Raw genomic sequence first — 14,072 nt, 5'->3', positions numbered from 1 at the left:
ACTCCTCATCAGGCTGTTTCGGACAGGTAGGCGGCGGCACGTGCGTCGATCTCACTGACCGACGAAGTGCCGCGCCGCCGGTAGGGGGACAGCAGGGTGCGCATGTCGGCAGCGGCCTGGCGGGTGCGGCCGGACCGTACGCCGTCCATGGCGTCGAGGGCCTGCGCCCAGGTGGCGCAGGCTCGGTCGATGTTGTTCATCTGCGCGTACACGGAGCCGAGGTATCCCAGTGTCACCGCGTGGGTGCGGGTGAACTTCGTCGTCTTGCGGGTGCGGACGCTGTGGTGGAACTCGCGGACAGAGCCGTCGAGGTCTCCTATGTCGCGCAGGGCGCACGCGGTCTCGTGAGCCAGGCTGGCCTCGCCGAAGAAGAACACCCGGTCCGGCTCCGCGATGTCGTCGCTGGTGCCGGACAGGTCGTTCTCGGCTCGCAGCAGCGCCTTGGCTGCGGCGTTCTTGCGCCCGGCGGCGGCCAGGCTTCGGGCGTGGACAACGCCCAGGAGGGCCCGCTCACGTGGGGAGGCGAGTGCGTACCGGTCACCGTCGACGGACGCGGCGGCCAGATCCAGCGCTTGTTGGTGGTGACCGAGGTCGATCGCCTGGTGCGCCATCGCCCGCAGCACGTGGGCGGCCATCGGCGGGTCGCCGGCCTCTGCCGCGAGCTTCACAGCCTCGGTGAAGTACCGCTGCGCGGTCGCGTGCCGACCACTATCGAACGCCATCCAGCCTGCCAGGTAGGCGAGTTCGCTGGCTGAGGAGAAGAGATCTCGGCGAACACGCTCGTCCGTGAACTTCCCGCGCAGGTAAGCGGTGACGTCGGTCGTCAGGTACTGCACCACGGACGTCCAGGCGTGGGCACCGCCTCGCCGTTGGTCTACTTGGGAGAACAGGGTGGTCATGTCCCGGACGGCTGCGAGGTCTCCGGGGCCGGCCCGCCGCGTTGCGGCCGAGCTGCGCGCGCTGCCCCGTTCGGACATGCGACTCCACCAGTCCTCGCCGGGTAGCGAGAGGGCAGCCACCGAGTAGACCGCTATCCCCAGCGCCCGCCTGCGTTCCACGTCCACTTCGGTTCTCCCGAGTTCGGCCAGCGTGCTCAGCGTATCGGCGTCCCAGTCGGGAATTTGGGGCGAGGGGGCGGTCAGACCGATGTCCTCCAGCGTCACGACCCGGCCGCCCAACGCACGGCCTAACGCCTCGGCCAGGAACAGCCCGACGTTCCCGGACGGCTGGCCACCGTTCTTCCAGTGCGTGATGCTCGACTTGTTGGTCTCCGGAAACTCATCGTGCTCGGCCGCCACCCGCTTGACCAGGCGCGCGATGGCATCACCAGAGAGCTTCGTCTCGTCGACGACCGCCCGCAGCTTCTCATTCGGTTCCCTCGCCGACGCCAACGTCCACCTACCTGACTGGCCGTTAAACCGCTTAAACCGCATTGCGTGTCCAACACCGTACTCCTGGTAGCGATTGGGCGGTTCACTAACTGACATGCCGCTCCGCAGGGTGGAGCCGATACCGGCCCTGGGAGCCTGCGGAGCGGACGTCTTCAGCGGCTTCGCCGACGCGTCCCCAACGCCGACAGGACAGCCGCGCCAATTCGCGAACCCGGAGAGGCTGATGACGACTGCCGATCGCACACCGCACCCGTGGAGCCTCAACGGCGCCGCCACCCTGGTGGACCTCGACCCGTCGGCTCCGCGCCGGTCCGCGAGTTCGACGAAGGAGAGCATCGCGGCAACCAACAACCGCATGCTGCTCGACGAGCACCGCAGCGAGTACGGGCTGTGCGTACGGTGCGAGAGCCCGTGGCCCTGCCACGTGACCAGGAGCGTCAGGAACGGGGGCACGGCGTGAACGCCCTCGACCTCCATGTCCAGGCCGGCGCTCAGCCGGTCATCTTCGTCCCCAACCGGGACCGCGCCCGCAGACGAGCCCTGATCCTGCGCCAACTGGCCGCCGGTCGTCGTCGCCGCAAGCAGTACCGAGAGGCGGCGTGACGATCGTGACCTCCCCCGACTTCAAGCTGCCCGCAGAACGGCGCCAGGGCCTGTACATCCGGACCTTCACGGTCGCGGCCGACGGCACCCGCTACGACGACTCCGGAGTCATCACCGTCGACTCGGAGCCTGACGCGTTGGCCTACCACCCGTCCGCGACCTGGCCCATCTGCCAGTGCCCGCAGCATCGCAACGACTGATCAACCACCCAGCAGAGGAGCACCCTTGTCCCTCGAACAGCTTTCAGGCAAGACCGTGCTGGTCACCGGAGCAGGCGGCCTCATCGGCAGCCGCATCACCTCCCAGCTCCGCCAGCTCGGCGCCCGCCCCATCTCGGTGTGCAGGCTCGACGCCTACCCGCCCGGGGTCTACCGCGACCGGTTCGGCATCAACACCACCGCACCGGACTTCATCGTCGGCGACATCGCCGACCCGCAGCTGATGAGTGAGGCGATCTCCGGCTGCGACTACGTGATCCACGCCGCTGCCCTGGCCGACGTCGCCGCCTGCACCCGCCGCCCGCTGGACGCCATCGACACCAACATCATCGGCACCCAGCGCGTGCTCGACGCCGTGGCCGCCTCGAAGCAGGTGCAGAGGATGGTCTTCGTCTCCTCCGCCAGCGTCTACGGCAACGGTCCCTCGCCGGAACCTGTGCACGACCACGTGCCCGCGCAGTTCACCGAAGGCGCGGCCGTCTCCCCCGTCTCGGTGTACGGGAACAGCAAGGTCTGGGGCGAGTACCAGACCGCCGCCATGCTCGGCGGCGCCGACACCTCGTTCGCCATCGTGCGGTACTTCTCGGTCTACGGCGAGCCGCAGGTCGTCAAGGAGAACAGCCACTCGTGGGTGGTCGCGTGGTTCGCAATGCGGGCCGCGCTCGGCCTGCCGCTACACCTCAACGGCGGCGGCCACCAGATCCGCGACCTGGTCCACGTGGACGACATCGCCACCGGCACGCTGTACGCGCTGGTCGCGCCCCGCGCGCACAACGAGACCGTCAACATCGGCACCGGAACCGGCACCTCGATCCGCCAGGTTGCCGCGCTGGTCCGCGGCCACTACCCGGACATCCGGCTCGTTGAGACGCCCATGCCGCCCGGCGACCCCGAGGGCGGATACGCCTCCGTCCAGCGGATGAAGGACGTGCTCGGCTGGAGCCCGAGCATCACCGTCGAGGAGGGCGTCGCACGGTACGTGGCCTGGCTCAGGGCCACTCCCGACGCCATCCCGGAGTGGATGCACCAGGCGGCGGCAGCCTAGATAACCGGCGGTCGACCGAGGCGGGTCATGGTCCACACCGTGCGCCAGCGCATCGGCTTGCGACGGCCGCACGGTGTGCGCCAGCCCTCCGCGAAACCGGCGAACCACGCCTTCAGCCCGGCCATGTCCCGGGTCCGGGCGACGGTGAGCGCCACCCATACGCCGAGGTAGACCGGCACCAGCGGCGCCGGTAGGTGCCGACGAGCCAGGTAGACCCGGTTGCGGGCGTTCACCCGGTAGAAGAAGGAGTGCCGGGTCGGGCTGGTGCGCGGGTGCTGGAGCAACAGCTCCGGGACGTAAAGCACCCGCCAGCCGGCGTCCAGCGCCCGCCACGCCATGTCGGTCTCCTCGTGCGCGAAGAAGAAGGAGTCCGGCCAGTCGCCAACCTGCTCCAGCATCTTCGAGGACAGTGCGTGGCCGCCGCCGAGGAAGCTGGTCACCTCACCGCCGTGCATCGGGTCACCGGCCCGTAGCCGGGGGACGTGGCGCCGCTGGGTTAGGCCGGTCTCGTCTGCGATCCGGAAGCTCACGATGCCCAGGCGGGGCTCCGCCTCGTACAGGGCGGTGATCCGGGCCAGGACGTCGTCCGCAACAAGCAGGCCGTCGTCGTCCAGGTCGATCACGACGTCCACGTCCCGCAGGTGCTCCAAGGCGACGTTCCGGCCGCCAGTCACCCCGCGATTGTCTGCCAGCTCGACGCTCTCCACCCACGCCGGCAACTCCGGCAGCGCGCACCCGTTGCCGACGACCACCACCTTGGCGGCCTTGACGGTCTGCATCTCCACCGAAGCCAGAAGCGCAGCCAGTTCCTTCGGCCGCGTGCCCATGGTCAGCACCGCCACGCCCAACTTGACGCCCACCGCGCCACTTCCCTTCGAGGAACCAGAGATGACCTCACGAACGCCGAAGCCGAACGCCGCGTCGCTCAGAGAACTCGCCGAGAACCGGAGCCTCCCGGCCCATCAGCTCATGGACCAGGACACACTCGCCTGGATCGCCAGGAACCGACCCGAAGTCTCAGCCGCGGCGCCCACCCTGTCACATCCGGCCCTCATGCTGGTACCGGACGTCACCTGGTTCGCTGAACCGCAGCTCGTCGACTCCATCCACGGCATCCGGCACAACGCCCGCGTCTCGCTGCTGGCCTCGCTGCTCGCCCAGGAGTACGGACTCGACCGCGATCACACCGCGGCCCTGTGCGCCGCAGCAGCAGTCCACGACTGCCGGCGGCGCGACGACCGCGACGACCCCGGACACGGCCAGCGGGCAGCGGCCTGGTTCACCCGCAACCAGGCCGCCGTAGGCAGCATGCTCGGCCGGGAGCTGCCGCGGGACGTCTCGGCGCAGGCCGCCAGCGCCATCAGCCTCCACGACGTCCCGTACGCGGCCTTCACCACCGAGCAGAACCGCGACTACCAACAGGCACCGCACCTGACCGACCTGCTCAAGGCGGCCGACTGCCTGGACCGCTACCGCCTTCCTCTCATGCGCTGGTGGCCAGACCCGTCCCAGCTCCGTCTCCTCGTCCCCGCGTGGCTCCACCCTGTCGCCTTCGACCTCGTCGTCCGCAGCGAGCAGGCCCGGCTCGACGGCGCCACCAGCCACGGAGCGCTCATCCACGCTCGCCAGATCCTCATCCCAGGGAAGTAGGAGGTCGTACATGCACAGCGAGTGGGACAACGCCCACACCGACCACACCGACAGCGCCGCCCGGCCCGGCCCGTCCGGGCTCGCCGAGACCGAAGCCGACTGGCGCCGCCAGCTCGAGCACGAGACACCCAACGGCTGGCTACTGAGCGGCAACGCGATGACGGAGACCCTGGTCGCCGGACGTCGCATCCACCTGATGCACACCACCGTCGCCCTCGACGCGATCCGCTCCAGCGGCCACCTGTACGCATCCACCGGCTGCTTGGTCGCGGCCCTCTACTGTGCGCCCCTCACCCCCGAGCCCGCCGGACTGCGACCCCACAACCTCGGCACCTACCTGCTGGAGACCAAGAAGCACACCCGCACTCTGGTCTTCGAGATGACACCTGACGCCCCCGTGCCCCCCAAGGGCATCGACTACCTCCGCCTGGGCGCCATCCACCTGCGGACCTACCTCACCCACCGCAGCTTCCTCACCGACCGCGAGGACACCCAACTCCGTCGGGCAGTGCTGGACCGGCTGCAGGCGGCGGCCCCATTCCTCGGCACTCTCCTCGCCAACGCCGCCGGAACACCGACACCGGAGGCCGAGTTCATCGACCGACTCGCCGCCACCGTGCCGGCGTTTCCGTTCCTGGGCTACCTCTACTTCGAGGTACTGTCCGAGTACCTGATGCTCCACTCCACCGCCCCCGAGACCAAGGCATACGCAGAGCTCGGAGAGATGAACAACCACCTCTACAAGCGCCTGGCGTTCAGCGCCGTGCAGGGGATGGATAAGCTCTTCGACCTGTCCCGTTTCAACCCGGGACACGATCGCCTTCTCCAGCTCGTCGAGCGGATCGAGGCTGGCCTGGGTTCGGGTGTGGCCCGCTACACCAGGCGCCGCCTGTCACACCTGTTCGCCTGCGTGGCACTCGACCCCCGTCAGGATGCGGCGTCCTTCACCTTCCGAGGCGCGGATTTCGACATGCTCACCGCAACGGCGCCGCACCTGCTGGGGCAGCTCGTCTTCCGAGAGATGCGAATCATCGTCCGCTACCCGCAGCTCTACCTCGCCTTCGAACAGGCCAAGGCGCTCGAGGCGTGGAACTACTGGAACGCCGAAGGCATTCCGACACCGTTCAACGGCACGATCCCGAAGGGTGAGATCGGTATCAACCCGGCCTACCCGCGATCCCCCTGCACCGTTTGGACTGCAGAGACCTGTGAGCGCGGCTTGCTTCACCCGGTGGAACAGCTCGACCTCGCCTTCCTCCCCCGCCTCGCCGAGCTGGGCATGACCGCCATGCGGCGAGACGACACAGGAAAGGCTGCAGGACACCTCCGGCGGACCGCGTTGTCCTGACCTTGCGCTGGCCTCGGGCGCCGGCCAAGCACCACGGTAGATCTGGCACCACCTCTGCCTGCTCAGATGACCTCAGCGACCCCGTTGCCCTCAACTCTGCCTCATGGGGCAGCAGGGGAACGTGCCAGCTTCGAGGCGAGGCAGCCCGGCTACCCAGGGACCCTGCGGAACCTCCGCCGACCAGCGCACATGGCGTTGCCAGCGACAGAGGCTGAATGTGATCAAGGCCGCTGGCATCAACGCACCTTGTGTACCTGGTCGTTGTGGTACGTTCCGTGATCCAACCGAAAATAGGCGACCCCGGCGATGCGGCAAACATCCCGGGGTCCGGCAACAGGAGTGCGACCTCCCGATGCGTGTCCATCGTAGCGCCCACGCGCGCAACTTCACCGTGCTGCCCAACTGCATGCTGCAGTACCGGCAGCTGTCCTACACCGCCCGCGGACTGCTCGCGGACCTCCTCTCCCGCCCAGACGGCTGGCGCGAGGACGGCCGGCACATGGCCGACTCCAGCCCCCAGGGTCGCGGCGCGATCCGCAAGGCCCTGAAGGAGCTGACCGACGCCGGCTTCTACCGTGTCGAGAAGATCCGCATGCCGGACGGCACCATCATTACCGAGACCCACGTCTACGACACCCCGCAGCTCGCGCCGCTGCCGGGTGCCACCCGTCCGGTCTCCGGTGAAGCGACCACCGGCAGTGCTGACGCCCTTGTAAAGGACCGGTACCAAGAAACCTCCCTCCCCGCCGAGCAGCCCGACGAGCTCGAGGCCGCGCCTGCCGCCGAGCCGCAGGCGAAGGCGGGAGGGCGGGAGGAGAACCGCCAGCAGGACGCCGAGGAGCCTCCGGCGGTGCCGGACGAGCAGGTCCGCGAGGCGGTGGCCACGCTGTTCCGGGTGATCCGCCCCGAGCCGCGCCTGCGCCTCGGCGAGGCCGAAGCGACGGAGCTCGCGCCGCTGGTCGCCCAGTGGCTGGAGCGCGGCAGCACCCCCGCCGACCTCGCCCAGGCCCTACTGCCGGGCCTGCCCACCCCGGTGCACTCCTCGGCCGCGGTGCTCCGCCACCGCTTGGAGCGCAAGATGCCTCCCGCCCAGGCCCCTGTACGACCCGCAGCGGCCCGGTACACCGAGTGCGCCAAGTGCCACGACCCGGTGCCCCAGCCGGGCATCTGCAGGGCGTGTGCGGGCCTCGGCCCGCGCGAGGTCGCGGTCGGAGGCGGTGCCGAAGTGGCCATCGCCGGTGCCACCCGTGCCCGCACCGCACTCCGGGCTGCCAGGACCGGGCTGGGTATCGGTCGGCAGGCGGCTCCGGCGGCAGGGTAGGCGCGCTGGTGAGACCGCCCTTGGGCGGCCTCACCAGCACCCGTCAGAGCTGCTGGAGCCGGGCCACAGCTTCGGTGATCACATCATCGCGCTTGCAGAAAGTGAAGCGGACGAGGGATCGACCGGCCTCGGTGTTGTCGTAGAAGACGACGTTGGGGATGGCGACGACGCCGCAGCGCTCGGGGAGGGAACGGCAGAACTCCAGGCCGTCCTTCTCGCCGAGCGGGGTGATGTCGGTGGTGATGAAGTACGTGCCCTCCGGGTGGAAGACCTGGAAACCGGCTGACGCAAGGCCGCCTGCGAGCAGATCGCGCTTGCGGAGCAGGTCGGCGCGGAACGAGTCGAAGTAGCTGTCGGGGAGCCGGAGGGCCTCGGCGACGGCGTACTGGAACGGGCCCGCGCTGACGTAGGTGAGGTACTGCTTGGCCGTGCGGACCGCCGAAATCAGGGCTGAGCTGGCCGTTACCCATCCAACCTTCCAACCGGTGAACGAGAAGGTCTTACCAGCCGATGAGATGGAGACGGTGCGCTCGCGCATGCCCGGCAGGGCGGCGATCGGGTGGTGGCCGGTGGCGAACACGAGGTGCTCGTACACCTCATCGGTGACGACCAGCAGGTCGTGCTCGATGGCGAGCTCGGCGATGGTGGTGAGCTCACCGGGGGTGAGGACGAGGCCGGTGGGGTTGTGCGGCGAGTTGATCAGCAGCAGCCGGGTGCGCGGGGTGATCAGCGCCCGGAGCTCGTCCAGGTCGGGGCGGAAGGAGGGCGCGCGGAGGGTGAGCGGGACACGGGTGGCGCCGGCCATGGCGATGCAGGCGGCGTAGGAGTCATAGAACGGCTCGAACGCGATCACCTCGTCGCCGGGCTCCAGCAGGGCCAACAGGGCGGCGGCGATGGCCTCGGTGGCGCCGGCGGTGACCAGAACCTCGGTGTCCGGGTCGTAGCTCAGGCCATGGAAGCGCTGCTGGTGCTCGGCGATGGCCTGCCGCAGCTCGGGGATGCCAGGGCCGGGCGGGTACTGGTTGCCCTTACCGGTCAGCACGGCGTCGGCGGCGGCTTGGGCGATCTCGCGCGGCCCATCGGTGTCGGGGAACCCTTGGCCGAGGTTGATCGAGCCGGTGGCCGTCGCCAGGGCGGACATCTCGGCGAAGATCGTTGTGCCCAGCCCGGACAACCTGCGGTTCAACAGCGGCCTCGCGCCCATGCCAGCTCCTCGGAGATTGTGTCCGCTCATCTTCTGGCGCGGCAGGAACCGGAGACAAGTCCGCCACCCGGTAAGGGCGGTAGGGCCGGACGGGCTACGGCCGATGTTCGCCCTCAGCTCACCAACAAATAGGTAGGCGAACAGGGCTTGACCCAGCCGACCTTCCAGCCGGTGAAGGAGAAGGTCTTGCCGGCCGAGGAGATGGTGACGGTGCGTTTGCGCATACCCGGCAGGGCGGCGATGGGGTGGTGCGCGGCGGCGCCGAAGACCAAGTGCTCGTAGACCTCGTCGGTGACCACCAGGAGGTCGTGCTCGACGGCGAGTTCGGCGATGGCGGCGAGCTCGTCGGCGGTGAGGACGGTGCCGGTGGGGTTGTGCGGGGTGTTGATCAGCAGGAGGCGGGTGCGCGGGGTGATCAGGGCGCGCAGCTCGTCCAGGTCGGGCCGGAAGGCCGGGGCCCGGAGCGTGAGCGGGACGCGGGTGGCGCCGGCCATGGCGATGCAGGCGGCGTAGGAGTCGTAGAAGGGCTCGAAGGCGATCACCTCGTCGCCGGGCTCGAGTAGGGCGAGCAGGGTGGCGGCGATGGCCTCGGTGGCGCCGGCGGTGACCAGCACCTCGGTGTCGGGGTCGTAGGTCAGGCCGTGGAAGCGCTGCTGGTGCTCGGCGATGGCCTGCCGCAGCTCGGGGATGCCGGGGCCGGGCGGGTACTGATTGCCATGGCCCTCGCGCAGGGCCCGTACGGCCGCCTCGCGGACCTCCTCGGGCCCATCTGTGTCGGGGAAGCCCTGCCCGAGGTTGATCGAACCGGTCGCCGTGGCCAGCGCCGACATCTCGGCGAAGATCGTCGTGCCCATCCCGGCCAGTCGGCGGTTCAGCAGCGGCCTCGCGCTCATCACAGGCTCCTCACAGCTCGTCATGGGGGCTATCTTCTGGCGGGCGGCGGACAAGCATGCGCGCCCGCCGGCCCGGCCCGACTCGTGCGTCAGCTCGACCAGTATGGGTCGTCGAGCGTCGCGCATTGGGCGGCGTAGTTCAGCGGTCCATGGATGAACCCGCCGTTGCCGTTGGTATCGGTGGTGTCGGTGACATCGGTCAGGGTGGCTCGGATCTCGGCGCAACCGTTCATACCTACGGCGAACCAGAGGGTGAACCCCGAGCCCCTCACTTCCACCGCGCCCTTGTTGCGCTCGACCGAGTAGCCCTTTCCCGTCCAGAGCGCCTGGACGAGGTCGAGCGGCTCCTGACGGTGCTCGGGGGCGATCCGGACCCGGGCCGCCTGTTTGGCGATCATCTCCGTGCGACCCGTCTTCCTGCACCCGGACGTTCCGCAGAACCCGGTCAGGTCGGGGTTGCTCTCGAACTTCGTCTCGACCCACTGGAGCCCCGGGTGGAAGACCCCACCGACATCGGCGAGTTCGCCCTCGATCCGATGCTGTGCCTGCTCGACCGGCACGGTGGGTTCCTTCTCGGGCTCCGGCCAGACGAACCAGCCGACCAGGAGGGCCAGCAGCACCCCTGGCACGGTCATGCGCCGTACCGCGACCCTCACCGCGGGTCCTGCCGGGTGATCGTGTTCCCGTGGCCGCTCACGATCTTCCCGACGTTGGGGAGCGAGTCGCCGCCCGCGCCGTGCTTCCCGAAGTAGTTGTCGTGGGAGTCGGTGGTGGTCCCGTCCGCCACCGAGAAGCGCTGCCCGCCGAAGTCCCCGCTGGCCGGGTCCGTGCCGAACCAGCCCTGCTTGCCCGGGTGATTGATCTGCTCATAGATCAATTCGCCCAAGCCGCCGAGCATCCCGGGACTCGGCGCGTTGGCCACGGGGTCGTTCTTGGCGGCACCGACGTACACGTGATCAGCGCCGACCCCGAGTTGCGACGCCTTGTCCACCCCGGTACCAGGGCTGCCGACCAGGACGATGTCGTCAGCGGCCAACCCACCTGGGTGCTGCGTCGCCTGTCCGACCACCAAGGATCCGTAACTGTGCCCCTGAGCGGTCACATGCGCCGGCTCCCCCTCATGGGTGGTTCGGAGCCCGGCGAGGAACTTGTTGTAGTCAGCCCCACCCGCGACCGCCCGGTCCTCGGTGAGCACCGAGGGGCCGTCCAACTGCGGGGCGTCGTACCCCAGCCAGAACACGGACGCGACGCTCGGTGCGTCACCGTTCGTCGTCGCGCTGCTCACCGCGGAATCGTAGATGCGCTTCGCCGTCATGGCGTCGCCGCCTCCGACGCCCGCCATGGTGCTGTTCAGCCCGGGCACCAGGGACGAGACGTTGCGCGCCTTGTCCGGGTCACCCCAGGACACGATCGCACGGCCCTGCCCCTGATCACCGATCCCCAGCAACAGCAGCGGCGGGTCGGAGTTCGGCCCGCCCAGACCACCGTCCTTCTTCCCGTCGAGCCGGTCCTGAATGGACTGGAAGCCGTCGATCTTCTCCTGCAGGGCGTCGCGCTTCGCTTTCCACTTCTCGTGCTCGGGATTCGTGGCGGGCTCGCCCTTGATGGACCCCAGGTACAGATCCGGCTCGGGGCCGAGGTCGGCGATCTGGCGCTTACGGTCCTGGATCAGGTTCTTCAGGTTGGTCCGGTTGGCCTGGTCGCGGGCGGCGGCGGGGATGCCGTCGAGATTGCCGAGCTGGTCCGGGTGGTTGAGGATCAACCGCTGCTGCTGAGCATCGGTCAGGCTGTTCCACCAGTCCTTGACGTTCTTCGGGTCGGTGCCGGCGGCGGGGATCTGCTGGAGGGCGTTCGCGGCATCCGTGTCGGCCTTCGCGGTGGCGGAGTCCAGGGCGGTGCCGTCGCTCGCGTTGGTGGCCAGGTGGCCGAGCCGCGCGCTGATGGCCTTGTCCGCGTGGTCGGCCTCGTTGAGTGCGGCGGTGATCCGGGCCTGGATCAGCTTGGCCTGGTTCTCGGCGTCCGCGCCGGCGAAGTTCGCGGAGTTCGGGTCCTTGTCCCAGGTGATCCCGCCGTCTGCGGCCACGGTCAGTTTGTGGGTCTTGGCGTCGTCGAGGGCGCTGATCAGGTGTGACTGGGCGGCGGCGAAGCCGTCGTAGGCGTCCTGCAGGGCCTTGCTGACCAGTCCGATCTCCTGCTGGGCGGCCTGGAGCTCGTTCTCCAGGAGCTGGATCCGGGTCTGGGCGTGGCCGGCGGCGGTGCCCGTCCACTGGGAGCGGTTCAGCCTGTTGATGACCTCGCTCTGCCAGTTGTCCTTGTGCTGAACGAAAGCGGTGGCCAGGGTGTCGAAGGCGGTCTTCGCGGTGGTGATGCCGATGATGTCGGCGTCGTGAAGGGTCTTGATGTCCATCGGTTACTCGGCCGCCTTCGCGCTGGAGGGCTTCACGGGGCCCAGGACGACGGTCGTTCCGAAGGGGTCCGGCTCGTCCGGGATTGGGGCAGCCGGGTTCTTCATGCTCGTGTGGATGTCCTTCTCGACCCGGCGGTAGTAGGTGGCCGATGCGGCGAGCTTGGTACCGACGTCGCCCATGTCGCCGCCTAGTTTGTCCAGCAGCGTCTTCCAGTTCGTCCCGCAGTTCCGTATGGCGGTGGCGGTGAGCCAGCCCTTCAGACCGCCGGCGGCTTGGTTGCACGGCTCGGTGATCTTCGAGGTCTCGCCCGGTATGAGGCCACCGATGTGCTGGGCGCTCTGCCCGCAGCCGTCCAACTCGGCTGGTTTGACCTTGAGCTCCAACGACAGATCAGGATCCGGCATGTGTTCCCCCCCGCGGTCGGGGCGTCGCCCGTAGCCGCCGCCCCCCGGAAATGATTACTGTCGGATAGTAATCAGTTGCTCCTTGCTGCGATCGGTGGATCGGGCGCTGGCAACGACTTACAGGTAGGCGAGCAGGGCTTGACTCAGCCGACCTTCCAGGGGTGTTCGTAGACCTCGTCGGTGAGTGCATCGCCGACGGCGAACGGCCCGCCGCCGCGTCGATCGCGGTGGCGGGCCGTTGCGCGCGGGGGCGGGAGGCTCAGGACTCCTCGGTGCCCTCGGAGGAGCCGTCCTCGCCGTTCTCGCCCTCGATGTCCTTCTGCAGGCCGAGGCGCTCGACGATCCACTGCTCGAAGCCGACCGCGGCCTGGGTCCAGTTGGCGGTGGTGGTGACGAAGTAGTCGAGGTTGACGCCGGTGCCGACGATCATCTGGGCCTCACCGATCAGACGGACGACGCCGTCCTCGTGGGTGTGGGTGTAGATCTTCGGCCAGAGGGTCTCGCGGTTCCACTCGTCGATCAGGTCGAGGATCTCGCCCTTCTGCTCCAGCGGGTACGAGCGGTCGTAGAAGGAGCGGACCGCGAAGAGCTCCTTCTGGTCGCCGCGGAACATGTAGTAGACCCGGAAGCCGTCCCAGGGGGCGGTGAGGTCGCCCTCCTCGTCCACGACGTGCTTGAGCTGCATCTGGTCGAGGAGCTGGGTCACCAGGTTCTGGTCCGGGACGATGATCGGCGGCGGGCCGGCCGGCCCCCCACCCTGGCCACCGGGCTGGCCGCCGCCCTGGGGCAGGCCGAAGGACGGGATGGACGACGGGTCGATGCTCATGGGGGTCCTCTTCCTCAGTGCACGTGGTGGCCGGCAATGAGAGGCCGCCCTTTCCACCTCCCATCCTGCCTCATTCGGGGCCCTCCTCACAGGGGCCACCGGGCTCGCGTCGATCTTCGCGCGCGGGCCGGCGCGGGGGGTCTTCGGGGCGCCGTCGGGGTGCGATCAGGATGCGATCGGGGCGTGATCGGGGGCGCGTGGGCGGGGGCGTTCCGGGTGTTCGGGGCGGAATCGGTCACGCTGGGTGCCCATCGGGGTGCGCACCCCGGTGGGGGTGAGCCACGTCACGCTTCGGACCCGACGGTTCGCCTGCCGAGCGATTCGGATGCGGTTAGCGTGCGACGGAACTCGCTGTCGGTAACACCCGTTTCGCAAGGGCGAGTTGAGAAGCACCTACACAAGGGGGAAGTGACGTGGACAGGCCGGTGGTCGATGAGGGGGTATCGCTGGGGGCGCTGCTGCGGGGCATACGGCTGGACCGGGGCATGACGCAGGAACAGCTGGGGGAGGCTTCGGGGTTGAGCGTCCGCTCGATCCGCGACCTGGAGCGGGGGGTGTCCTGTCCCAGGGTCTCCACGCTGCGGCTGCTCACCCAGACCTGGAACCTGCCGGACTCCCAGGGCGCCGAGCTGCACCGCCTGGCCCGCAGCTGGCGGGACCGCACCCGCAGGCGCGAGCCCAGCGTGATGGCGGACTAGAGAAGGTCGCAGCGCGGCGCCGAGGCGGTGACAGCCGTACGGGCCGCCGCCCCTGCGTGGAGC

General features: G+C 69.1%; 15 protein-coding genes and 1 pseudogene. 8 read left to right on the top strand and 8 right to left on the bottom strand.

The window, feature by feature from the left end:
- Nucleotides 1–8 precede the first annotated feature (8 nt).
- Entirely contained in the window at nt 9–1,391 is a 1,383-nt protein-coding gene (locus tag ACIBCA_RS16245) for a Tat pathway signal protein (RefSeq protein ID WP_396283518.1), read from the bottom strand.
- A 223-nt stretch (nt 1,392–1,614) separates the two neighbouring features.
- Between ACIBCA_RS16245 and ACIBCA_RS16240 the strand changes: the two genes are divergently transcribed.
- The 4 genes from ACIBCA_RS16240 to ACIBCA_RS16225 are packed head-to-tail and all read left to right on the top strand — an operon-like array spanning nt 1,615 to nt 3,257.
- Nucleotides 1,615–1,851, top strand: coding sequence for a hypothetical protein (locus ACIBCA_RS16240; protein WP_396283517.1), 237 nt, complete (start codon nt 1,615–1,617; stop codon nt 1,849–1,851).
- Nucleotides 1,848–1,994 carry a hypothetical protein gene (locus ACIBCA_RS16235; RefSeq protein WP_396283516.1) on the top strand — a complete coding sequence of 49 codons (147 nt, stop codon included), beginning with the start codon at nt 1,848–1,850 and terminating at the stop codon, nt 1,992–1,994. The genes ACIBCA_RS16240 and ACIBCA_RS16235 overlap by 4 nt, the downstream gene beginning before the upstream one ends.
- A complete protein-coding gene (locus ACIBCA_RS16230; protein ID WP_396283515.1) occupies nt 1,991–2,194 on the top strand; it encodes a hypothetical protein in 204 nt (67 codons plus the stop codon). The genes ACIBCA_RS16235 and ACIBCA_RS16230 overlap by 4 nt, the downstream gene beginning before the upstream one ends.
- A 25-nt stretch (nt 2,195–2,219) precedes the next feature.
- On the top strand, nt 2,220–3,257 hold the full coding sequence (locus tag ACIBCA_RS16225; RefSeq protein WP_396283514.1) for an NAD-dependent epimerase/dehydratase family protein: 1,038 nt from the start codon (nt 2,220–2,222) through the stop codon (nt 3,255–3,257).
- Here the strand turns inward: ACIBCA_RS16225 and ACIBCA_RS16220 are convergent.
- Entirely contained in the window at nt 3,254–4,084 is an 831-nt protein-coding gene (locus tag ACIBCA_RS16220; protein WP_396283592.1) for a glycosyltransferase family 2 protein, read from the bottom strand. The genes ACIBCA_RS16225 and ACIBCA_RS16220 overlap by 4 nt on opposite strands.
- A gap of 226 nt (nt 4,085–4,310) precedes the next feature.
- Between ACIBCA_RS16220 and ACIBCA_RS16215 the strand changes: the two genes are divergently transcribed.
- The 3 genes from ACIBCA_RS16215 to ACIBCA_RS16205 all read left to right on the top strand — a co-directional run bounded on the left by ACIBCA_RS16215 (nt 4,311) and on the right by ACIBCA_RS16205 (nt 7,576).
- Nucleotides 4,311–4,907 (top strand): hypothetical protein, encoded by a 597-nt coding sequence (locus ACIBCA_RS16215; RefSeq protein ID WP_396283513.1) that lies wholly within the window; start codon nt 4,311–4,313, stop codon nt 4,905–4,907.
- Nucleotides 4,908–4,917: 10 nt separating this feature from the next.
- Entirely contained in the window at nt 4,918–6,255 is a 1,338-nt protein-coding gene (locus ACIBCA_RS16210; RefSeq protein WP_396283512.1) for a hypothetical protein, read from the top strand.
- Between the two features lie 352 nt (nt 6,256–6,607).
- Complete coding sequence (locus ACIBCA_RS16205) at nt 6,608–7,576, top strand: hypothetical protein (protein WP_396283511.1); 969 nt, start codon at nt 6,608–6,610, stop codon at nt 7,574–7,576.
- Between the two features lie 43 nt (nt 7,577–7,619).
- Here the strand turns inward: ACIBCA_RS16205 and ACIBCA_RS16200 are convergent, their stop codons facing one another.
- From ACIBCA_RS16200 to ACIBCA_RS16175, 6 genes and pseudogenes are all read right to left on the bottom strand, one after another.
- Complete coding sequence (locus ACIBCA_RS16200) at nt 7,620–8,780, bottom strand: pyridoxal phosphate-dependent aminotransferase (protein ID WP_396283510.1); 1,161 nt, start codon at nt 8,778–8,780, stop codon at nt 7,620–7,622.
- A 134-nt stretch (nt 8,781–8,914) separates the two neighbouring features.
- Nucleotides 8,915–9,673, bottom strand: a pseudogene (locus tag ACIBCA_RS16195) (aminotransferase class I/II-fold pyridoxal phosphate-dependent enzyme); the annotation flags it as partial.
- Nucleotides 9,674–9,762: 89 nt separating this feature from the next.
- Nucleotides 9,763–10,293: a hypothetical protein gene (locus tag ACIBCA_RS16190; protein ID WP_396283509.1), complete on the bottom strand. Its 531-nt coding sequence runs from the start codon at nt 10,291–10,293 to the stop codon at nt 9,763–9,765.
- A gap of 32 nt (nt 10,294–10,325) precedes the next feature.
- Complete coding sequence (locus ACIBCA_RS16185; RefSeq protein ID WP_396283508.1) at nt 10,326–12,080, bottom strand: alpha/beta hydrolase; 1,755 nt, start codon at nt 12,078–12,080, stop codon at nt 10,326–10,328.
- Between the two features lie 3 nt (nt 12,081–12,083).
- A complete protein-coding gene (locus ACIBCA_RS16180) occupies nt 12,084–12,485 on the bottom strand; it encodes a hypothetical protein (RefSeq protein ID WP_396283507.1) in 402 nt (133 codons plus the stop codon).
- A 259-nt stretch (nt 12,486–12,744) separates the two neighbouring features.
- Entirely contained in the window at nt 12,745–13,311 is a 567-nt protein-coding gene (locus ACIBCA_RS16175; RefSeq protein WP_396283506.1) for a YbjN domain-containing protein, read from the bottom strand.
- A 413-nt stretch (nt 13,312–13,724) separates the two neighbouring features.
- On the opposite strand from ACIBCA_RS16175, the gene ACIBCA_RS16170 reads away from it, so the two are divergent.
- Nucleotides 13,725–14,009 carry a helix-turn-helix domain-containing protein gene (locus ACIBCA_RS16170; RefSeq protein WP_396283505.1) on the top strand — a complete coding sequence of 95 codons (285 nt, stop codon included), beginning with the start codon at nt 13,725–13,727 and terminating at the stop codon, nt 14,007–14,009.
- Nucleotides 14,010–14,072 lie beyond the last annotated feature (63 nt).

It is taken from the genome of Kitasatospora sp. NPDC051170 (genome assembly GCF_044455705.1).
In the GTDB taxonomy this organism is placed as follows: domain Bacteria; phylum Actinomycetota; class Actinomycetes; order Streptomycetales; family Streptomycetaceae; genus Kitasatospora.
This window is presented reverse-complemented; position numbering and strand designations above follow the sequence as displayed.

Bases quoted from the DNA above. Each gene is read 5' to 3' on its own strand.
- ACIBCA_RS16205 (WP_396283511.1), top strand. From the start codon at position 6,608: ATGCGTGTCCATCGTAGCGCCCACGCGCGCAACTTCACCGTGCTGCCC.
- ACIBCA_RS16220 (WP_396283592.1), bottom strand. From the start codon at position 4,084: ATGGGCACGCGGCCGAAGGAACTGGCTGCGCTTCTGGCTTCGGTGGAG.
- ACIBCA_RS16210 (WP_396283512.1), top strand. From the start codon at position 4,918: ATGCACAGCGAGTGGGACAACGCCCACACCGACCACACCGACAGCGCC.
- ACIBCA_RS16175 (WP_396283506.1), bottom strand. From the start codon at position 13,311: ATGAGCATCGACCCGTCGTCCATCCCGTCCTTCGGCCTGCCCCAGGGC.
- ACIBCA_RS16200 (WP_396283510.1), bottom strand. From the start codon at position 8,780: ATGGGCGCGAGGCCGCTGTTGAACCGCAGGTTGTCCGGGCTGGGCACA.
- ACIBCA_RS16180 (WP_396283507.1), bottom strand. From the start codon at position 12,485: ATGCCGGATCCTGATCTGTCGTTGGAGCTCAAGGTCAAACCAGCCGAG.
- ACIBCA_RS16240 (WP_396283517.1), top strand. From the start codon at position 1,615: ATGACGACTGCCGATCGCACACCGCACCCGTGGAGCCTCAACGGCGCC.
- ACIBCA_RS16185 (WP_396283508.1), bottom strand. From the start codon at position 12,080: ATGGACATCAAGACCCTTCACGACGCCGACATCATCGGCATCACCACC.
- ACIBCA_RS16215 (WP_396283513.1), top strand. From the start codon at position 4,311: ATGCTGGTACCGGACGTCACCTGGTTCGCTGAACCGCAGCTCGTCGAC.